This is a genomic window from Gordonia sihwensis NBRC 108236, from assembly GCF_000333035.1.
GTDB classification, from domain to species: domain Bacteria; phylum Actinomycetota; class Actinomycetes; order Mycobacteriales; family Mycobacteriaceae; genus Gordonia; species Gordonia sihwensis.
In genome coordinates this window covers 246,027-264,850 of the sequence record NZ_BANU01000001.1, presented here as the reverse complement: position 1 = coordinate 264,850, position 18,824 = coordinate 246,027, and the positions used below count along the sequence as shown (strand labels likewise).

Genomic DNA, 18,824 nt, shown 5'->3' with positions numbered 1-18,824 from the left:
TCCGCGACGTGATTCCGATTGACCGCCCGAAGCTCGAGGGCTCCATCGCCGTCGGCGACAAGCGACGCCGACGCATCGGCTTCTCCGAGTTCGGCTCCCCCGGCGGCCCGGCCGTCGTGTGGCTGCACGGCACCCCCGGAGCCCGACGGCAGATCCCGACCGAGGCGCGCGAATACGCCGAGACGCGCGGCTTCCGCCTGATCGGGCTCGACCGGCCGGGCGTCGGGTCGTCGACGCCTCACCGGTACGAGTCGATCGCCGACTTCACGCTCGACTTCCAGACCGTCCTGAACACCCTCGGCGTCGACCGCTTCTCGGTGATCGGACTCTCCGGCGGCGGCCCGTACTCACTCGCCGTGTCGCGCTTCCTGCCCGACCGCGTGGTGTCGACCGGGATCGTCGGCGGTGTGGCTCCGGTCAACGGACCCGACGGGATCCGCGGCGGCGCCGTGGACCTCGCACAATTCGCCGTTCCGTTGCTCAATGTGGCCAGCCGACCGATCGGGTCGGTGCTGAGCACGGTCCTGGGCTTCGCGCGGCCCATCGCCGACCCGGCGATCAGCCTCTACGGCCGCCTCTCCCCCGAGGCCGACCGGGAACTGCTCTCACGCCCGGAGTTCCGGGCGATGTTCCTCGACGACCTGCTGCACGGCGGCAGCCGCCGCATGGAGGCTCCGTTCGCCGACCTGCAATTATTCGTCCGCGACTGGGGATTCCGGATCTCCGACGTGGACGCCTATGTGCACTGGTGGCACGGCGACGCCGACAACATCATCCCGTTCGCCCACGGCGAGCACATGGTGAAACTGCTCCCGCACGCCGAACTCCATCCGCTGGCCGGCCAGAGCCACATCAGCGGCCTCGGCCACAGCATCGAGATGCTCGACATCCTGCTCGCCGCCTGGGATCGGCCGGCGGCGGGAAGCGGCGACGCCGGCCGCTAACCGGTCCCGGTGGTCGCCAACCCGGCAGCCAGACCCAGAATCAGTGCCAGCACCAGCACTTCGGTGCCGGCCCGGACGATGGACTCCCGCTCGCTCACTCCGTGCCGTCGTGCGCGCGGCAGCCACGACCGCCGGTGCCACCACGCCAGCGCCAGCGCCACCGCCAGCAGAACCGCCTTCGCCACGAGGATCCGGCCGTAGCCGGTCTCCCACAGCTGCGGACCCACACCGAGCTGCACCGCCGCGGCGACCACCCCGGTGACGATCAACGCGCCTACCGCGGGCATCGCCCATCGGGAGAACTCCGGAAGCGTCCGGGCCCAGCCGCCTTTCCCGCGCACCGTGACGACCAGCGCGGCGAGCGTGCCGGCCCACCAGGCCGCACAGATCGAATGCACGGCGAGGAACACCGGGGTCCAGACCGACTCACCGCCGTGGCCGGTGACCGAGACCGCCAGCACGCCGAGGCCCGCGATCACGGAGACCAAGAGCACCGGCGGCTCCGCCCGGAGCGCGGCATAACCCCAGCCCAGGACGGCCAGCGATCCCACGGCGCCGACCAGCACCGGCAAGCCGGTCTGCACGCCGGTCGTCAGATCACCGACACCCACCTCGAACGGCGAGACCCCGATGCGGTCGGCCACCTGCAGCCATCCGCCGATGACGCTGGCGACTCCCCACATCGCCCCGGCGCCGACGATCACCCGGACCGAGGGCTCCGCGCCGATCAGCGGCAGTGCACCGAGGCCGAGCAGCAGCGAGAGCGAACCGATCGTCACCGCGCCGGCCCACGCCGCCGGCTCGGGTGCGGCCAGCGCCTGGCAGATCGCCACGCCCACCACCGCCAGAGCCGCCGCGGCGATGGCGAATCCGGCGCGCAGTCGCACCGTCTCGGCTCCGGGCATGCGGGTCAGCGTCGGCGACGGGCCAGCAGCAGCGCCAGCACACCGGCTACGACGATCACCACGACCACACCGCCGACGATGAACGGCCACACCTTCACACCGTTATCGGTCTCCGGCTGCCAGTCGTCGGCGACGGCGCCGGGGGTGCCGTTGCCCGCAGCCGTCAATTCGAAGGTCACCTGGCCCTCCACCGGGTGGCCGTCGGCCGACGTCACGCGGTAGTTGACCTTGTACTCACCGGCCGGCCCCAGTCCGTGCAGGGCAACGGATATGTCGCGACCGTCGACCGTGGGCTCGCCCTGCTGCCAGAAGTGTCCGTCGGGGCCGACCACCTTGAGCACCGCGTACGAGGACTTCAGGTTCTCGTTGAAGGTCAGCGTCACCCGTTCGGGAGCCGTCGCGACCTTGGCCCCCTGCTCGGGGTCGGAGCCGACCAGCGCCGAATGCGCCGACGCCGGGCCCGCCACCAGCCCCACCAGGAGAGCGGCGGTGGCCGCGAGGACCGCGAAGACAGAAGAACGTGCGAGGAACCTGGACATGCGCAGAACACCTGACCTTGAAGACGTTACGGACACAGACGAGGCGGCCCGCGCCGACTCCCCTCCATCGTGGCACGCAGCGACGCATTAGCCTGAAGGAGTGTCGGTCTACTCACACGGTTTCGCCCGTCTCGCCGCTGCCGTCCCGCAGGTCGCCCTGGCCGACCCGCGTCAGAACGCCTCGCGCACCGTCGAACTGATCCAGCAGGCCCATCGGGAGTCGGTGGCCGTCGTCGCCTTCCCCGAGCTGGGCCTCTGCGGCTACAGCGTCGACGACCTCGTCCAGCAGGATGCATTGCTCGACGAGGTGGAGGCCGCGCTGGCCGCCGTGGTGGCCGCGACCGCTGAGACGACGCCCGTGGTGATCGTCGGCGCTCCGCTGCGGGTGGACGACGCCCTGTACAACTGCGCGATCGTGATCCACGGCGGCCGCGTGCTCGGCGTCGCACCGAAGTCGTACCTGCCCAACTACCGCGAGTTCTACGAGCAGCGCTACTTCGCCGCCGCACGCGACGCGGTCCGCGACACCGCCGTCATCGGCGGACAGCGCGTGCCGTTCGGCGCCGACCTGATCTTCGAAGCAGACGACCTGCCCGGCCTGCGAATCCACGTGGAGGTGTGCGAGGACGGATGGGTGCCGATCCCACCGAGCACCTGGGCCTCGTTCGCCGGGGCCACCGTACTGGTCAACCTCTCGGGCAGCCCGGTCACGGTGGGCAAGCAGGCGTACCGGCGGTCGCTGGTGACCGGCCACTCGGCGCGCTGCATCGCCGCGCAGGTCTACGTCTCGGCCGGCTTCGGCGAGTCGACCACGGACCTGGCCTGGGACGGCGACGCACTGATCGCCGAGAACGGCACCCTGCTGGCGCGCACCGCGGGCTTCTCGATGGAACCGCAGCTGATAGTCAGCGATGTGGACCTCGACCGGCTGCGGCAGGAGCGGTCCCGGATGATCTCCCTGCGCGACCAGGTGGGCGATTTCGCCGAACGCTCGCGGGCGATGCGCCGCATCTCGTTCGACCTCGACGTCCCCGAGACCACCGGGGCTCTGCGCAGGACGGTCGCGCGTTTCCCGTTCGTTCCCGCCGACGCCGCCGACCGAGACGAGCGGTGCCACGACGTGCTGAACATCCAGGTGCAGGGGCTCGTCGCGCGGCTGCGCTCCACCGGAATCGACAAGGTGGTCATCGGCGTCTCCGGCGGTCTCGACTCCACCCTCGCGTTGCTCGTCGCCATCCAGGCCTTCGACGCGATGGGATTGCCGCGCACCAACATCCACGCGTACACGATGCCCGGCTTCGCCACCGGCGGCGCCACCCTGGCGCGCAGCCACGTCCTCATGGACTCGCTCGGCGTCACCGGCAACGAACTCGACATCCGGCCGTCATGCATGCAGATGCTCGCCGACCTGAAGCATCCGTTCGCCGACGGGGAACCGGTCTACGACGTCACCTTCGAGAACGTCCAAGCAGGAGAGCGCACCTCCCACCTCTTCCGGCTGGCCAACCACCTCGGCGGGATCGTGCTGGGCACCGGCGACCTGTCGGAGCTGGCGCTAGGCTGGTGCACCTACGGGGTCGGCGACCAGATGTCGCATTACAACGTCAACGGCAGCGTCCCCAAGACGCTGATCCAGCATCTCATCCGCTGGAAGATCAGCACCGCCCGCTACGGACCCGAGACCGTCAGCACCCTGCAGGAGATCCTCTCCGACGTGATCTCACCGGAGCTCGTGCCCGCCGACGCCGAGGGCAACATCCAGAGCACCGAGGACCACGTCGGCCCGTACGAGCTGCACGACTTCTTCCTCTACTACCTCACGCGGTTCGGCTACCGGCCCAGCAAGATCGCCTACCTCGCCCGGCAGGCGTGGGGCGACCGGAGCCGCGGCGCGTGGTCGGATCTGATGCGCGACGACGAACGCAACGAGTACGACGAGGCCACCATCGACAAGTGGCTGACGGTCTTCTTGAAGCGGTTCATGTCGAGCCAGTTCAAGCGCACCGCGATGCCGAACGGCCCGAAGATCGGGTCGGGTGGATCGCTCTCGCCGCGCGGCGACTGGCGGTCGCCGTCCGACGCACCGTCGTCGTCCTGGCTGCGCGAACTGCACCCGGACTGACCCCGGTCGGGGTCTAACCTGGCAGCATGTCCGATTCACAGCGCAACCCCCTCGGCCCGCTCGCTGCCTTCGCCGGTCTCTGGCGAGGTACCGGCGCCGGACACTATGCGACGATCGACAGCTTCACCTACGACGAGGAGATCGAGCTGTCGCCGAGCGGACGGCCCTTCCTGTTCTATCGATCGCGCACGCGCGCACCGGGCGGCGGCCGCCCGATGCACACCGAGACCGGCTTCCTGCGTCTGGCGGGCAAGCAGCACGCGGAACTGTTGGTGGCGCAGCCGACCGGCTTCGTGGAACTCCAGCGCGCCCCCGCTCACCACGCCGTTCTCGAGTTCGCCCAGCACACTCTGGGCGTCTCCCCCGACGCGAAACAGGTGCACGCGGTGAAACGCCGTTTCGAACTCGCCGGCGACACCCTCACGTACGACCTGTGGATGGCCTACGCCGACGTCCCCGTCTCGCACCATCTGCACGCCGAGCTCCACCGAGCCTGAGGCGGCGCCGACGCCGGTTCGGGTTCGCCGACGAACTCGACGTACGCCTGGAGCCCCCGGAACAGCAGAACGCCCGCCCCGCATCAGCGGGACGGGCGTCCTGAGTCGTCAGACTAGATCACTTGATGATCTTGGTGACGCGGCCGGCACCGACGGTGCGGCCACCCTCGCGGATAGCGAAGCGCAGGCCCTCGTCCATGGCGACCGGCTGGATGAGCTTGACAGTCATCTCGGTGTTGTCGCCCGGCATGACCATCTCGGTGCCCTCGGGGAGGGTCACGACGCCGGTCACGTCCGTGGTGCGGAAGTAGAACTGCGGACGGTAGTTGTTGAAGAACGGGGTGTGACGGCCGCCCTCGTCCTTCGACAGGATGTACGCCTGGCCCTCGAACTCGGTGTGCGGAGTCGTGGTGCCCGGCTTGACGATGACCTGACCGCGCTCGACGTCCTCACGCTTGAGGCCGCGGAGCAGCAGACCCGCGTTGTCGCCGGCCTGAGCCGAATCGAGCAGCTTGTGGAACATCTCGATACCGGTGACGGTGGTCTTGGTGCTCTTCTCGCGGATGCCGACGATCTCGACTTCCTCGTTCACGTTGACCTCGCCGCGCTCCACGCGACCGGTGACGACGGTGCCGCGACCGGTGATGGTGAAGACGTCCTCGACGGGCATCAGGAACGGCTTGTCGGTCTCACGGACCGGGTCCGGGATCGACTCGTCGACAGCGGCCATCAGGTCCTGGATGGACTTGACCCACTTCTCCTCGCCCTCGAGCGCCTTCAGCGCCGAGATCGGGACCACCGGAGCGTCCTCGTCGAACTCCTGGGCGGCCAGCAGTTCGCGGACCTCCATCTCGACGAGCTCCATGATCTCCTCGTCGTCGACCATGTCGGCCTTGTTCAGTGCGACGAGGATGTAGGGGACGCCGACCTGGCGAGCCAGCAGCACGTGCTCGCGGGTCTGCGGCATCGGGCCGTCGGTGGCAGCCACGACCAGGATCGCGCCGTCCATCTGAGCGGCGCCGGTGATCATGTTCTTGATGTAGTCGGCGTGACCCGGAGCGTCGACGTGAGCGTAGTGACGCTTCTCCGTCTGGTACTCGACGTGGGAGATGTTGATCGTGATACCACGAGCCTTCTCCTCAGGCGCCTTGTCGATCTGATCGAAAGCGAAGCTCTCGTTCAGGTCCGGGTACTGGTCGGCGAGCACCTTGGTGATGGCCGCCGTGGTGGTGGTCTTGCCGTGGTCGACGTGACCGATGGTGCCGATGTTCACGTGCGGCTTGGTCCGCTCGAACTTCGCCTTCGCCACTTGTGTCCTCCTGGACTGTTGCTGCCGGGTGGTTCCCAGCAGTGGGTTTCTTACTTCCTGCCGTCGGCAGGAGCGGTCTTGCTGAACCGGTGTCCGGCCGGCCCGGCGTCGTGCCGGGACCTGGCCGTCCACCTTATTCGTTTGTGCGCGCGGATTCGATAGCCGACCCCGGCGCGAGCTCCGCCAAGGCGGAGGGCGAGATCACTCGCCCGTTGCCTTCGCGATGATCTCCTTCGACACGTTCGCCGGAACTTCAGCGTACGAGTCGAAAACCATGGAGTAGTTAGCCCGGCCCTGAGTCTTCGACCGCAGGTCTCCGATGTAGCCGAACATCTCCGACAGCGGCACCTGAGCCTTGACGACTCGTGCACCGCTGCGCTCCTCCATGGCCTGGATCTGGCCACGGCGGGAGTTCAGGTCGCCGATGACGTCGCCCATGTAGTCCTCCGGAGTCGTGACCTCGACGGCCATGATCGGCTCCAGGATGACGGGCTGAGCCATCTTCGCAGCCTCCTTGAGGGCCTGCGAACCGGCGATCTTGAAGGCCATCTCCGACGAGTCGACGTCATGGTACTGACCGTCGAGGAGGGTGACCTTCAGGTTGACCAGCGGGTAGCCGGCCAGAACGCCGTACTGCATCGCGTCCTGCGCACCGGCATCCACCGAGGGGATGTACTCGCGCGGGACACGACCGCCGGTGACGGCGTTCGCGAACTCGTAGGTCGCGCCGTCCTCGGCGTCGACCAGCGGCTCGAGCTTGATGATGACCTTCGCGAACTGACCCGAGCCACCCGTCTGCTTCTTGTGGGTGAACTCGTGCTTCTCGACGGTCTTGCGGATCGTCTCACGGTAGGCGACCTGCGGCTTGCCGACGTTGGCCTCGACCTTGAACTCGCGCTTCATGCGGTCGACCAGGATGTCGAGGTGGAGCTCGCCCATGCCGCCGATGACGGTCTGGCCGGTCTCCTCGTCCAGGTTCACCGAGAAGGTCGGATCCTCTTCGGCGAGCTTCTGGATCGCGGTGCCCAGCTTCTCCTGGTCGGACTTGGTCTTCGGCTCGATCGAGACGTTGATGACCGGGTCAGGGAAGGTCATCGACTCGAGGACGATGGGGTTCGCCGGATCGCACAGGGTGTCACCGGTCGTGGTGTCCTTGAGGCCGATCATCGCGTAGATGTGGCCGGCCACCGCGTCGTCGACCGGGTTCTCCTTGTTGGCGTGCATCTGGAAGAGCTTGCCGATGCGCTCCTTCTTGCCCTTGGTCGCGTTCATGACCTGGGTGCCCGGCTCCACACGGCCCGAGTACACGCGGACGAAGGTGAGCTTGCCGAAGAACGGGTGCGCGGCGATCTTGAACGCCAGTGCCGAGAACGGCTCGTCCTTGCTGGGCTTGCGGGAGATGATCTCTTCCTCGTTGCCCACGACGTGGCCCTCGATCTCGCCGATGTCCAGCGGGTTCGGGAGGTAGTCGATGACGGCGTCGAGCATGGGCTGCACGCCCTTGTTCTTGAACGCCGAGCCGCACAGCACGGGGTAGATCTCGGAGTTGATCGTCATCTTGCGGATGGCGCCCTTGATCTCGTCGATCGTGAGCTCCTCGCCGGCGAAGTACTTCTCCATGAGGGCTTCGTCCGACTCGGCGACCGTCTCGAGCAGCTTCTCGCGGTACTCGGCGGCCTTGTCGGCCAGATCCGCGGGGATCTCCTCGATGGTCGGCTCGGCGCCGATCTCGACGGTTCCGCGCCAGGTGATGGCCTTCATCTCGAGCAGGTCGACGACGCCGTCGAAGGCATCCTCGGCACCGATCGGGAGCTGCATGACCAGCGGCTTCGCGCCCAGGCGATCGATGATCGTCTGCACGGTGAAGTAGAAGTCCGCACCCATCTTGTCCATCTTGTTGACGAAGCAGATGCGGGGGACGTCGTACTTGGTGGCCTGGCGCCAGACCTGCTCGGACTGCGGCTCGACGCCCTCCTTGCCGTCGAAGACGGCGACGGCGCCGTCGAGGACGCGGAGCGCGCGCTCCACCTCGACGGTGAAGTCGACGTGACCTGGCGTGTCGATGACGTTGATCTGGTTGTTGTTCCAGAAGCAGGTCACGGCGGCGGAGGTGATGGTGATACCACGCTCCTTCTCCTGCTCCATCCAGTCGGTGGTCGACGCGCCGTCGTGGGTCTCACCGATCTTGTAGTTCACACCGGTGTAGTAGAGGATGCGCTCGGTGGTCGTGGTCTTGCCGGCATCGATGTGCGCCATGATGCCGATGTTGCGGACCTTGGTGAGGTCGTTGAGCACTTCCTGTGCCATTAGGTTCCCTTCGGGAAGTTTTTGGAACTGAGTCTGTCAGTGTGCGAGCGCATCGGACCGGGCTCGCGTGCGCATCCCCCGGTCCGATGCGGCAGCCTCACCAGCGGTAGTGAGCGAAGGCGCGGTTGGCTTCGGCCATCTTGTGAGTGTCCTCGCGACGCTTCACCGATGCACCGAGACCGTTCGAGGCGTCCAGCAGCTCGTTGGCCAGACGCTCCACCATGGTCTTCTCGCGACGCTGACGGCTGAAGGTGACCAGCCAGCGCAACGCGAGGGTGTTGGCGCGGCCCGGCTTCACCTCGACCGGAACCTGGTAGGTGGCGCCACCGACGCGACGGCTCTTGACCTCGAGGGTGGGCTTGACGTTGTCGAGCGCACGCTTGAGGGTGACGACCGGATCGGTGCCGGTCTTCTCACGGGCCTGCTCGAGGGCTTCGTACACGATGCGCTCGGCGGTCGACTTCTTGCCGTCCAGCAGGATCTTGTTGACGAGCTGGGTGACGAGCGGCGAACCGTAGACGGGGTCGCTGATCAGGGGGCGCTTGGGAGCGGGTCCTTTACGTGGCATTTAGATCAGTTCCCCTTCTTGGCGCCGTAACGGCTGCGAGCCTGCTTGCGGTCCTTGACACCCTGGGTGTCGAGCGAGCCGCGGATGATGCGGTAACGAACACCCGGGAGGTCCTTCACACGACCGCCGCGGACGAGCACCATCGAGTGCTCCTGCAGGTTGTGGCCCTCACCGGGGATGTAGGCGGTGACCTCGACGCCACTGGTCAGGCGCACACGGGCGACCTTTCGCAGAGCGGAGTTCGGCTTCTTCGGGGTGGTGGTGTACACGCGGGTGCAAACGCCCCGGCGCTGCGGGCTGCCCTTCAGAGCAGCCGTCTTCTTGGCGGACGTCTTGTCCTTGCGGCCCTTGCGGACCAGCTGGTTAATGGTTGGCACTGAGTTCTTTCTCCTTGAGGACCGGCTCCCGCCGGGCCTTGTTCGTATTCGTTGCGGTTGGTGCTCCGGGCAAGCGGTCCGCCACGCTCACGCGTGGACAGATACTTCCGCAACTCGCCCCACCTGCACGTTTATGCAGGTCAGGTTCGAATCGTGCACCCGTTGTCGGGCGTGTCGCACGCCCTACGCCGATCCACGACTCCGCCCTCTCGGCGCCCGCTCGGACGCCGGAAGGTGAGCAGCACCCAGCTTGGCAAGGCGCCGACGAAATACTTTACCGCCCGGATTTACCACGGTCAAAATGATTGACACCGCTGCGCGAACCGCACCGAAACAGTTCACTACCGGCGCCGATCATCCGGATTCGCCGACGCGGGTGAGCAACTGCCGAGCGGCCGCCCGGGCGCCGTCCACATCCCCGCCGATCACCGCCTCGACGACCTCGACGTGGAGCGCCTCGTACGACCGGTGCGCGCCGACACCGTGTTCGGCGATCGACTCTCGCAGCGCCGGCAGCAACGAGTCGTAGAACTCGAGATACACCTCGTTGTGGCTGGCGGCGACGATGGCGCGGTGCAGGTGCGCATCGGCCTCGACCGCTGCCGAGTGTACGGACTCGGCAGCGTCGGCGCCGTCCCAGAACCCGTTGCGCTGCGCCAGCAGTCGACGCAGCGCGGCGATGTCATCGTCGTCCCGACGGCGGGCGGCCAGTCCTGCCGCGGTCACCTCCAGCGCCTCGCGCAGCTCCAAGAGGTCTTGCCGCCGGGCCGCGGCGAAGAAGTCACCGAGCGCCACCTCCTGCTCATCGGTGGCGATGACGTAGGTCCCCGACCCCTGCCTGCGCTCCAGCAGCCCCGCGTGCACCAACGCCTGCACCGCTTCGCGCACGGTGTTCCGCGCGGTACCGGTCATCTCACACAGCGCGGGCTCGGTGGGAATGCGCTCACCCACCTGCCAGCGGCCGGCGGCGATCTCGTTTCTCAGTTGCTGCGTCACCTGCGCGATGAGACTCTGACGCTTCACTGTCTGCACTCCTGCAGTCTAAATCACTTTGCCTCAATACAACCATTCATCCTACGATTTAGGCCATGGTCACCGATTCCGCGACAACCGCCGCACCATTCCGAACCCCGATTGGGGCCTGGCGCGGCCGCGTCATGGTCCTGGTCGCGATCGTGCTCTTCTCGCTCAGCCTCCGCACGGCCGTCACCTCGATCACGCCGCTGCTCGCGCGGATCTCCGACGACCTCGGCTTCGGCCACACCGTCAGCGGTCTGCTCGGCATGCTGCCGACGCTGATGTTCGGTCTGGCCGGCGTCTTCGCCCCCGCCCTCGGCCGGCGTTTCGGCATCGAGCAGACCACGCTGGCCGCGGTGATCCTCACCGGAGTCGGCATCGCCAGCCGCCCCTTCGTCGGCGGCGTGGCAGCGCTGCTCATCCTGTCCGGTGTCGCACTCTTCGGCATGGGCGTCGGCAATATCCTCATCCCACCCCTGGTGAAGCGCTATTTCAGCGACAAGATCGCGCTCGTCAGCACGGTGTACATCACCTTCGTGCAGATCGGCACCGCGCTGCCCGCCGCGATGGCCGTGCCGGTCGCGGACGCGGCGGGCTGGCGGACCTCGCTCGCGATGTGGGCACTGGTCCCCCTAGCCGCGCTGCTCCCCTGGATGTGGGTGGTGCGCGAACGACGGGCCACCGTCCGTGCCGAGGACGATCTGCCCGACGAGGCGCGTCCCGCGGTCGACGAGGCCGCGCGCCTGCCGGTCTGGCGAAGCAGCATGGCCTGGGGTCTCACCCTGATGTTCGGCATGACCTCGTTGATGACCTACTCGATGTTCACCTGGCTGCCCGAGGTGCTCAGCGACGCCGGGGGCAGCGAATCACTCGGTGGTGCGATGGTCGCGCTGTTCTCCGGGATCGGGTTCGCGGGCACGCTGGTGGCGCCGGTCCTGTGTGCCCGGTTCGCCAATCCGTTCCCGTTCGCCCTGGGCTTCGCGGCCTGCTGGCTGGCGGGCTTCGCGGGGCTGCTGTGGGCGCCGCTGGCAGCGCCGTGGCTGTGGGCCGTCCTGATCGGCATCGGGCCCACCACCTTCCCGATGGCGCTGACGCTGATCAACCTGCGCAGCCGCACCAGCACCGGGTCGTCGTCGCTGTCCGGATTCGGCCAGGGCGTCGGCTACCTGCTGGCATGCGCCGGGCCGATGCTGTTCGGGGTCCTGCACGACGCCACACATTCATGGACCGTCCCGTTCGGCTTCCTCACCGCCACCGTCGTGGTGATGCTGTGCGGCGCCTGGGTGATCTGCCGTCCCCGGTACCTGGAGGACCAGCTCGGCTGAGCGATCAGCTCAGAGGCAGTTCCGCGACCGGGGCGCTGATCAGCTTGTCGGGCGTCGCGGCGTCGCCGACGGTGAATGCGACCGCGGTGGCACCGTGCATGTCGGTGATGACCGCGGTGGTCGACGGCGCGACGTCCGCGGCCGACATCGTTCCGGCGAGCTTCGGCCCGCTCGGCCCCATCAGCCACATCTGATAGATCGTGCCCGGCTCGGGGCGCGGCACGTCGTTCATCACCAGCACGCCCTCGCCGGTGGACGGCGAATACGTGACCGAGGCCTTGCCGCCCGCGACGGTTCCGGTGGTGGTGCGGACGTCGGGTGCGGCGAAGATCTGCTCGGCCTGCGAGGGCTCGGCCGGCTGCGACCGGTCGGCGAGCGTGTAGCCGACGACGCCGCCGCCGATCCCCAGGACCACCGCGGCCGCGGCGGCCACCCACGCATACCGGATGCGCCGCGACTGCGGCTCGGGGTCGGCGACCGGCTCGGGTTCATCCGCCGGCGCCGTCTGCTCCTGGCCCGAGACTACGTCGAGGACGCGGTCGCGCAACGCGGCCGGCGGCGGTGTGGCCGTCGCCTCGCTGATTCCGGCGAGTGCCTCGCGCACCGCCCTGAGCTCTGCCTCGAAGATCTGTCGGTCGCCGTCCTCGGCGCTCCCCACGATCCGCATGATCCGGGCGCGCTCCACGTCGTCGACCGCGTCGAGGGCGATGAGCGCGGCGAGTTCACGCAGGTAGTCCGGGTCTTCACTCACCGCCCAAACACCCCCTCAGCCTCTTCAGTCCGTCTTTGATGCGGCTCTTGACCGTCGGCAACGGCACCGTGAGCCGTTCGGCCACCTCGCGATAGGTGAAGCCCTCGTAGAACGCCAGACTCACCGCCTGAGCCTGCAGTGCGGTGAGGGTGCCGAGGCACTCACGCGCCCGCCGCCCGTTCTCCCGGGAGAGCACCTCCTCCTCGACGCCCGCGGTGATCTCGACCAGTTCGCGAACGCCGTACCGGGTGTCGCGGTCGGACGCCGATCGCTCCGACCGCACCCGGTCGACGGCCCGCCGGTGAGCGATGGTCAGCAGCCACGACACGGCGCTGCCGCGATCCGGCCGGAAATGCCGGGCCTCGCGCCACACCTGGAGGTACACCTCCTGCGTCACTTCCTCGCTGTACCCCTGATCGCGCAGCACCCGCAGCACCATCCCGTACACCCGCGCGCTGGTGCGGTCGTAGAGATCGGCGAAAGCACCGCGATCTCCGGACGCGACGAGGCCGAGCAGGTCCTCCAGTTGTGCGCCGCCCGCGGTCATCGGCGGACCGCAGGCGAGTCGGCGTGTGTCATCGCACGCCAGCCTAGCCGTCGCGAGCGGCGCGATCATGACGATCGCGTCCCTGCGGGCGCCGTCTTGTCGAAGCGGAGCTGGTACACGTCCAGGTAGCCGGACCGGAAGCCGGCTTCGGAGTAGGCGAGGTAGAAGGTCCACATCCGCTTGAACACCGCGTCGAAGCCGAGCCGGCCGACCGCCTCGTCCGCGGACCGGAAACGCTCCCGCCACAGATGCAGGGTCCGTGCGTAGTGCAGGCCCATCGCGAACTCCCCGGCGGGCCGGAGGGCGGTGCCGCGGGTCGCGACCTCGCGCAGGGCCTCGATCGACGGCAGCCGCCCGCCCGGGAAGATGTACTTGTGCACCCAGGTGTAGGTGCCCTCCGAGGCCAGCATCCGCCGGTGCGGCATCGTGATCACCTGAAGGGCGGCGCGACCGCCGTCCACCAGCAGCCGGTCGAGGGTCTGGAAGTAGACGGGCCAGTACTCACGCCCCACCGCCTCCAGCATCTCCACCGAGACGACGGCGTCGTACCGGCCGCGCACGAGCCGATAGTCGAGCAGGTCGATGCGGACGCGGTCGGCCACGCCCGCCTCGGCCACGCGCCGCAGCGCCAGGTCTCGCTGTTCTGCCGACAGCGTCACCGAGTGGACGAACGCCCCGCGCCGGGCCGCTCGCAGACACAGTTCGCCCCACCCGGTCCCGATCTCCAGCAGACGGGTTCCCGGCCCCACGCCCGCGGCGTCGAGCAGCCGGTCGATCTTGGCGCGCTGTGCGTCCGCGAGGTCGGACCACTGCGCGCGTTCCGCGTCGCGGTCGGTGCCGAAGAAGGCGCTCGAGTAGGTGAGCGTCTCATCGAGGAAGGCGGCGAAGAGATCGTTGGAGAGGTCGTAGTGGCGGGCGATGTTCGACCGCGTGTTGGCCAGGGAGTTCTCCTCGTCCGCGGGATGCCGCGGCAGTACCGAGGAACGCAGGCGCTGCAGCGACGCGGGCACCAGATCGGCCACGTCGGCCGCGAACGCGCTGAGCACCCCGACGAGGTCGTCGGTGGTCCACTCCCCCGCCATGAACGCCTCGCCGAAGCCGATCAGCCCGGAAGCGCCCAGACGGGCGAAGAACGACTCCGGGTCACGGACGATCATTCTCGGCACCATCCGGCCGTCGAGCCGGCCGATGCGGCTCCCGTCGGGGAACTCGACGGCGATCGGCAGTCTCGCCGCGGCCCGCCGGAAGAGCCGTTCCGCGGCGAAGGCGCGCAGCCCGGACATGCGGGCGTGCGGCGGCGCGGACACATCCGGCCAGCGCACCGGGTCGATCCGCGGGATGCGGTCGCGGCGGCCGGTGTGCCGGGAATCGTCGGTGCGACGGCTGTCGTCGGTCGTCATCGTGAACGCTCCTTCGTGTCGGGGTGAGGTCGGGGCTCCACGCGCAGGCCGCGGCACCACAGCCGGATCCCGTGGAGGCGGATGCGGGCCGCGACGACCCACGGGGCGAGCGGGGTGCGCAGCTGTGCGCGCACCACCGCGGCCGGAGTCGCCGGTTCCGCGCGTCCGGTGAGGGTCGCGGTGAATCGGCTGCGGCCCGGTCGCTCGAGGACCACGCTGAGCCGGATCCGGCCGTCGGCGCCGGGCTCGGGCAAGACGAGTCGATAACGTCCGGACACGTCGTTGAACGGTGAGACGTAGAACTCCTTGTCGACCTCGGCCCGTCCCGCGCCGTCGGTGCGCACCAGATAGCAGTGCCTCTGGCCGTATGTGTTGTGAACCTCGGCGATCACGTACCGGAGGCGACCGTCGCGGTCGTGGCACCAGAACACCGACAGCGGATTGAAGACGTACCCGGCCACGCGCGGCGAGAGCAGAGCGATGACCGCGCCGTCGGCCCGCGGGGCTCCGACGGAGTCGGTGTACGACTCCAGTCGCCCCCGCAGGGTCTCGCCGGCCGCGGCGGGCGACGGAAAGTGGTCCTCGGGCCGGAAGCGGGCGGCCCAGCGGAGTCCCCGTGGCAGGCGCGGCAGGCGGTCGATGTCCACGAGCCAGCTCAGGCTCCGGTGCGCGAACCGATGGTCCACCGGTTCGCGGCGGATGTGGCTGATGCGGGTGTGGACCAGTGCGGGCGCCGTCATCGTCGCACCGCCGTCCGTGTCGTCCTGAAGTGCGCCGCGGCCCGGGCACCCGAGGCGGCGCCGTCCTCGTGGAAGCCCCAACCGTGATAGGCACCGGCGAAAGCGATTCGGTCCGTATCGATCTCGGGCAGCCGCTGCTGGGCTGCCACCGAACCGGCGTCGTAGACGGGATGCTCGTAGTCCATCTCCGCGAGGATCGTCGCCGGGTCGACCAGATCGGTCCGTCCCATGGTGACCAGATACCGCGGCCCGCCGCGCCCCTGCGACAACCTCATCAGCCGGGTGAGGTCGTAGGTCACGGCGACCGCCGAACCGTCGGCCCGGATCTGGTAGTTCCAGGACGCCCGGGCGCGCACGGCGGTCGGCAGCAGCGTCTCGTCGGTGTGCAGGACCGCCGGCTTGGCGCTGTAGCCGATGGCGCCGAGCACCTCGGTCTGCAGCCGGGTCGGCGACCGGAGCATGGCCAGCGCCTGATGCGGGTGAGTGGCGATCACCGCGCCGTCGAAGGTCTCGGATGTCCCGTTCGCGGTGACGACGACCCCGCCGGGCTCGTCGGCGACCGCGGTGACCGGGGCTCCGCACCGGGTGCGACCTCCGCGCGCCTCGACGCGATCGGCGATCGCCCGAACATAGACGGCCGATCCGCCGACGACTGTGCGCCAGACCGGCGAACCGTACACCGAGAGCATGCCGTGGTGGTCGAGGAAGGTGAAGAGGTAGCGGGCCGGGTATTCCGCGGCCGTCTCCGCGTCGCACGACCACACGGCCGCCACCAGCGGCAGCAGGAAGTTGTCGCGGAAGTACGACGACAGCCTCGTCCGCTCGACGAACTCCCCGAGCCGGCAGTCGTCGTCGGCAGTGGCCAGCAGGCGGCGCGCCGACCGGTGGAACCGGACCACTTCGAGGAGCATCAGCAGGTAGCGTCCGCGAAGCGCGGTACGCCACGTCGGAAACAGCCCCGCGAAGCCCAGCGCACCGGCGTATTCCAGTCCCGTCGCCTGCGAGCGGACCGACATCGACATGTCGGTGTCCCGGGTGGCGACACCGAGTTCCTCGAACAGGCGAAGGAGCGTCGGGTACGTGCGGTCGTTGTGGACGATGAATCCCGAATCGACTGCGACCCGCGTTCCGTCCGCCTCCGATATCCGATGCGTGTGCGCGTGGCCGCCCAACCGGTCGTCGGCTTCGAAGAGGGTGACCCGATGGCGTTCCGACAACCGGAGCGCGGCGGTCAGTCCCGCGACTCCGCCGCCCACGACGGCGATGCGGGAGGGTTCGGCGAAATTCGGCGCTGCGAAGGTTCCACTGTCAGTCACACCAGGCATTCGGAGTCGGCCGACGCGCGGATGGGTCGAGGCGGGACCGGCCCGGCACGGCGCACACTGGTCGGGTGAACGCTCCCGCGATCGTCTGGTTCCGCCGCGACCTGCGGCTCACCGACCTGCCCACACTGCTCGCCGCCGCCGACCGTGCGAACGCGGCGCTGGCCGTCTTCGTGATCGACGACAGACTGCGGCGACCCTCCGGTGCGCCGCGTCTGGCATTCCTCGCGGATTGCCTGCGCGCCCTCGACGCCGACCTGGGCGGCCGCCTGCTGCTCACCCACGGTGAGCCGGCGGCCGTGATCGCCGATCTGGCCGCCCGGATCGGGGCGGCGTCGGTGCATATCAGCGAAGACTTCGGGCCGTACGGCCGGATGCGCGACGACGCCGTCGAAGCGGCGCTGGGCGCCGTGCCGCTGGTGCGGACAGGTTCGCCGTACGCCGTCTCGCCCGGCCGACTCCGGACCAAGGCGGGCGGGCCGTACCGGGTGTTCACCCCGTACCGCCGCGCCTGGCTCGACCACGGCTGGCATTCTCCGGCACGCACCGATGCCGGAACGCTCGACTGGATCGACCCAGACGGTCTGGGTGAGCGTCTGGATTTCGACGCCCTCGCCGAGCGGACATCCGTCGACCTGCCACCCGCGGGTGAGGCGGCCGCACTGCGGCGCTGGCGGCGCTTCCGGCAGGACGCCGAGCGCGGCCTCGACCGGTACTCGGACGATCGCGACCGTCCCGACCTCGACGCGACCACCCGATTGTCGCCGTATCTGAAGTTCGGTTGCGCGCACCCGCGCACGCTGCTGCACGATCTGCGCGGACGCGGTGACGCGGGAGCCGTCGCGCTCCGCAGCGAGCTCGCCTGGCGCGACTTCTACGCCGACGTCCTGCATCGGCGCCCGGACACCGCGCGCGCCAACTATCACGCCGCGTTCGATGCCCTGGAGTACCACAGCGGGCCCGACGCGGACGCCGCCTTCGACGCGTGGTGTGCGGGCCGTACCGGGTATCCGATCGTCGACGCGGGTATGCGTCAGCTGCTGGCCGAGGGCTGGATGCACAACCGGGTGCGAATGATCGTCGCCTCGTTCCTGACGAAAGACCTGCATCTGCCCTGGTGGCGGGGTGCCCGACACTTCATGAAGCACCTCGTGGACGGCGACCTCGCCTCCAATCAGCACGGATGGCAGTGGACCGCGGGCTGCGGCACCGACGCGGCGCCGTTCTTCCGGATCTTCAACCCGGTTTCGCAGGGTGAGCGGTTCGACCCGGACGGCGACTACGTCCGGCGCTGGGTGCCCGAACTCCGCGGCATCGCGGGCCGGGCCGTTCACCGGCCGTGGCTGCTCGCCGGGGACGGGGACGCGGTGCTGCCGCTGTCGCCGTCCCCGGCGAGCTATCCGCCGCCGATGGTCGATCACCGGGCCGAGCGGGAGGTCGCGCTGGCCCGGTATCACCGGCTCTGAGACCGGCCGGCGCGGATCAGGGCTTGGCGGGCGGCATGAGCACCTGGTCGATCAGGTACACGGTCGCGTTCGCGGTGTGGACTCCGCCGCAGATCACGCTCGCGCCGTCGACCTTCAGATCGTCGCCGCTGCCGGTCACGTCCACGGTGTCGCCCTGAACCGTCTTGTGGACGCCGTCGACCTGGTCGGGACTCAGCTGGCCCGGCACCACGTGGTAGGTCAGCAGACTGGTCAGGCCCGCCGAGTCGGTCTTGAGCGAGTCGATCGTGGCCGGATCGACCTTCGCGAAGGCGTCGTCGACCGGGGCGAACACGGTGAACTCACCGCCGTTGAGGGTGTCGACCAGGTTCACCTTCGGGTTGAGGCCGCCGGACACCGCCGAGGTGAGCGTGGTCAGCATCGGATTGTTCGACGCGGCGACGGCTACCGGTTCGGTGGACATGCCGGTCACCGACCCGGGACCGGTGGGCACCTTCTCGGCGTAGGCCGCGCAGCCGGGACCCACCAGATCCGCGGCCGGATCGGCCTTCATCGTCTGCGAACTCATCGCGGTCGTCGGCATGGCGTCCGTGGTCGACGTACTCGTCGAGTCGTCGCTCGAACACGCGGTCATGGTGCCCGCGACTGCGAGGGCGAAGCCCATCGCCGCAACCTTGGCACCCATGGTCTTGCTGGTTCTCATCGACTG

At 68.9% G+C, this 18,824-nt stretch carries 18 protein-coding genes; 5 read left to right on the top strand and 13 right to left on the bottom strand.

Features of this window, described 5'->3' with window-relative positions:
* Positions 1 to 8: 8 nt before the first annotated feature.
* A complete protein-coding gene (locus GSI01S_RS01325) occupies positions 9 to 944 on the top strand; it encodes an alpha/beta fold hydrolase (RefSeq protein ID WP_006894488.1) in 936 nt (311 codons plus the stop codon).
* Here GSI01S_RS01325 and GSI01S_RS01320 read toward each other — a convergent pair.
* Together GSI01S_RS01320 and GSI01S_RS01315 are read right to left on the bottom strand one after the other, a co-directional pair.
* On the bottom strand, positions 941 to 1,849 hold the full coding sequence (locus tag GSI01S_RS01320) for a CopD family protein (RefSeq protein ID WP_006894486.1): 909 nt from the start codon (positions 1,847 to 1,849) through the stop codon (positions 941 to 943). The two genes, GSI01S_RS01325 and GSI01S_RS01320, sit on opposite strands and share 4 nt — an antisense overlap.
* Positions 1,850 to 1,854: 5 nt before the next feature.
* On the bottom strand, positions 1,855 to 2,388 hold the full coding sequence (locus tag GSI01S_RS01315; RefSeq protein WP_006894484.1) for a copper resistance CopC family protein: 534 nt from the start codon (positions 2,386 to 2,388) through the stop codon (positions 1,855 to 1,857).
* A 100-nt stretch (positions 2,389 to 2,488) separates the two neighbouring features.
* Here GSI01S_RS01315 and GSI01S_RS01310 point away from each other — a divergent pair, with 100 nt between their 5' ends.
* Together GSI01S_RS01310 and GSI01S_RS01305 are read left to right on the top strand one after the other, a co-directional pair.
* Positions 2,489 to 4,510: an NAD(+) synthase gene (locus GSI01S_RS01310; RefSeq protein ID WP_006894483.1), complete on the top strand. Its 2,022-nt coding sequence runs from the start codon at positions 2,489 to 2,491 to the stop codon at positions 4,508 to 4,510.
* 26 nt (positions 4,511 to 4,536) lie between these two features.
* Positions 4,537 to 5,007 (top strand): heme-binding beta-barrel domain-containing protein, encoded by a 471-nt coding sequence (locus GSI01S_RS01305; protein WP_006894481.1) that lies wholly within the window; start codon positions 4,537 to 4,539, stop codon positions 5,005 to 5,007.
* A gap of 118 nt (positions 5,008 to 5,125) precedes the next feature.
* On the opposite strand, the gene tuf is transcribed toward GSI01S_RS01305, so the two are convergent.
* From tuf to GSI01S_RS01280, 5 genes are all read right to left on the bottom strand, one after another.
* Complete coding sequence (gene tuf / locus GSI01S_RS01300; RefSeq protein WP_006894480.1) at positions 5,126 to 6,316, bottom strand: elongation factor Tu; 1,191 nt, start codon at positions 6,314 to 6,316, stop codon at positions 5,126 to 5,128.
* A 201-nt stretch (positions 6,317 to 6,517) separates the two neighbouring features.
* Positions 6,518 to 8,623 carry an elongation factor G gene (gene fusA / locus GSI01S_RS01295; RefSeq protein WP_006894479.1) on the bottom strand — a complete coding sequence of 702 codons (2,106 nt, stop codon included), beginning with the start codon at positions 8,621 to 8,623 and terminating at the stop codon, positions 6,518 to 6,520.
* Between the two features lie 97 nt (positions 8,624 to 8,720).
* Positions 8,721 to 9,191 (bottom strand): 30S ribosomal protein S7, encoded by a 471-nt coding sequence (gene rpsG, locus GSI01S_RS01290; RefSeq protein ID WP_006894478.1) that lies wholly within the window; start codon positions 9,189 to 9,191, stop codon positions 8,721 to 8,723.
* 5 nt (positions 9,192 to 9,196) lie between these two features.
* A complete protein-coding gene (rpsL, locus tag GSI01S_RS01285; RefSeq protein WP_006894477.1) occupies positions 9,197 to 9,568 on the bottom strand; it encodes a 30S ribosomal protein S12 in 372 nt (123 codons plus the stop codon).
* A 354-nt stretch (positions 9,569 to 9,922) separates the two neighbouring features.
* Entirely contained in the window at positions 9,923 to 10,600 is a 678-nt protein-coding gene (locus tag GSI01S_RS01280) for a FadR/GntR family transcriptional regulator (RefSeq protein WP_039866607.1), read from the bottom strand.
* 56 nt (positions 10,601 to 10,656) lie between these two features.
* Here GSI01S_RS01280 and GSI01S_RS01275 point away from each other — a divergent pair, with 56 nt between their 5' ends.
* Positions 10,657 to 11,910, top strand: coding sequence for a CynX/NimT family MFS transporter (locus GSI01S_RS01275; RefSeq protein WP_039866605.1), 1,254 nt, complete (start codon positions 10,657 to 10,659; stop codon positions 11,908 to 11,910).
* 4 nt (positions 11,911 to 11,914) lie between these two features.
* On the opposite strand, the gene GSI01S_RS01270 is transcribed toward GSI01S_RS01275, so the two are convergent.
* From GSI01S_RS01270 to GSI01S_RS01250, 5 genes are all read right to left on the bottom strand, one after another.
* Positions 11,915 to 12,661 (bottom strand): anti-sigma factor, encoded by a 747-nt coding sequence (locus GSI01S_RS01270; protein WP_006894474.1) that lies wholly within the window; start codon positions 12,659 to 12,661, stop codon positions 11,915 to 11,917.
* On the bottom strand, positions 12,654 to 13,208 hold the full coding sequence (sigK, locus tag GSI01S_RS01265) for an ECF RNA polymerase sigma factor SigK (protein WP_039866663.1): 555 nt from the start codon (positions 13,206 to 13,208) through the stop codon (positions 12,654 to 12,656). The genes GSI01S_RS01270 and sigK overlap by 8 nt, the downstream gene beginning before the upstream one ends.
* Before the next feature lie 65 nt (positions 13,209 to 13,273).
* Positions 13,274 to 14,608, bottom strand: a complete 1,335-nt coding sequence (locus tag GSI01S_RS01260; protein ID WP_006894472.1) for a class I SAM-dependent methyltransferase — start codon at positions 14,606 to 14,608, stop codon at positions 13,274 to 13,276.
* A complete protein-coding gene (locus tag GSI01S_RS01255; RefSeq protein WP_006894471.1) occupies positions 14,605 to 15,348 on the bottom strand; it encodes a DUF1365 domain-containing protein in 744 nt (247 codons plus the stop codon). The genes GSI01S_RS01260 and GSI01S_RS01255 overlap by 4 nt, the downstream gene beginning before the upstream one ends.
* Entirely contained in the window at positions 15,345 to 16,673 is a 1,329-nt protein-coding gene (locus GSI01S_RS01250; RefSeq protein ID WP_081598042.1) for an NAD(P)/FAD-dependent oxidoreductase, read from the bottom strand. Before GSI01S_RS01250 ends, GSI01S_RS01255 begins: the two co-directional genes overlap by 4 nt.
* 65 nt (positions 16,674 to 16,738) lie before the next feature.
* On the opposite strand from GSI01S_RS01250, the gene GSI01S_RS01245 reads away from it, so the two are divergent.
* Positions 16,739 to 18,136, top strand: coding sequence for a cryptochrome/photolyase family protein (locus GSI01S_RS01245; protein WP_006894469.1), 1,398 nt, complete (start codon positions 16,739 to 16,741; stop codon positions 18,134 to 18,136).
* A 16-nt stretch (positions 18,137 to 18,152) separates the two neighbouring features.
* Here the strand turns inward: GSI01S_RS01245 and GSI01S_RS01240 are convergent, their stop codons facing one another.
* A complete protein-coding gene (locus tag GSI01S_RS01240; RefSeq protein ID WP_006894468.1) occupies positions 18,153 to 18,818 on the bottom strand; it encodes a fasciclin domain-containing protein in 666 nt (221 codons plus the stop codon).
* Positions 18,819 to 18,824: the final 6 nt, after the last annotated feature.

What these genes read in the sequence shown, in the direction of transcription:
- GSI01S_RS01320 (WP_006894486.1), bottom strand. Translation starts at nt 1,849, where the DNA reads ATGCCCGGAGCCGAGACGGTGCGACTGCGCGCCGGATTCGCCATCGCC.
- GSI01S_RS01315 (WP_006894484.1), bottom strand. Translation starts at nt 2,388, where the DNA reads ATGTCCAGGTTCCTCGCACGTTCTTCTGTCTTCGCGGTCCTCGCGGCC.
- GSI01S_RS01305 (WP_006894481.1), top strand. Translation starts at nt 4,537, where the DNA reads ATGTCCGATTCACAGCGCAACCCCCTCGGCCCGCTCGCTGCCTTCGCC.
- fusA (WP_006894479.1), bottom strand. Translation starts at nt 8,623, where the DNA reads ATGGCACAGGAAGTGCTCAACGACCTCACCAAGGTCCGCAACATCGGC.
- rpsG (WP_006894478.1), bottom strand. Translation starts at nt 9,191, where the DNA reads ATGCCACGTAAAGGACCCGCTCCCAAGCGCCCCCTGATCAGCGACCCC.
- GSI01S_RS01275 (WP_039866605.1), top strand. Translation starts at nt 10,657, where the DNA reads ATGGTCACCGATTCCGCGACAACCGCCGCACCATTCCGAACCCCGATT.
- sigK (WP_039866663.1), bottom strand. Translation starts at nt 13,208, where the DNA reads ATGACCGCGGGCGGCGCACAACTGGAGGACCTGCTCGGCCTCGTCGCG.
- GSI01S_RS01260 (WP_006894472.1), bottom strand. Translation starts at nt 14,608, where the DNA reads ATGACGACCGACGACAGCCGTCGCACCGACGATTCCCGGCACACCGGC.
- GSI01S_RS01255 (WP_006894471.1), bottom strand. Translation starts at nt 15,348, where the DNA reads ATGACGGCGCCCGCACTGGTCCACACCCGCATCAGCCACATCCGCCGC.
- GSI01S_RS01250 (WP_081598042.1), bottom strand. Translation starts at nt 16,673, where the DNA reads ATGCCTGGTGTGACTGACAGTGGAACCTTCGCAGCGCCGAATTTCGCC.
- GSI01S_RS01240 (WP_006894468.1), bottom strand. Translation starts at nt 18,818, where the DNA reads ATGAGAACCAGCAAGACCATGGGTGCCAAGGTTGCGGCGATGGGCTTC.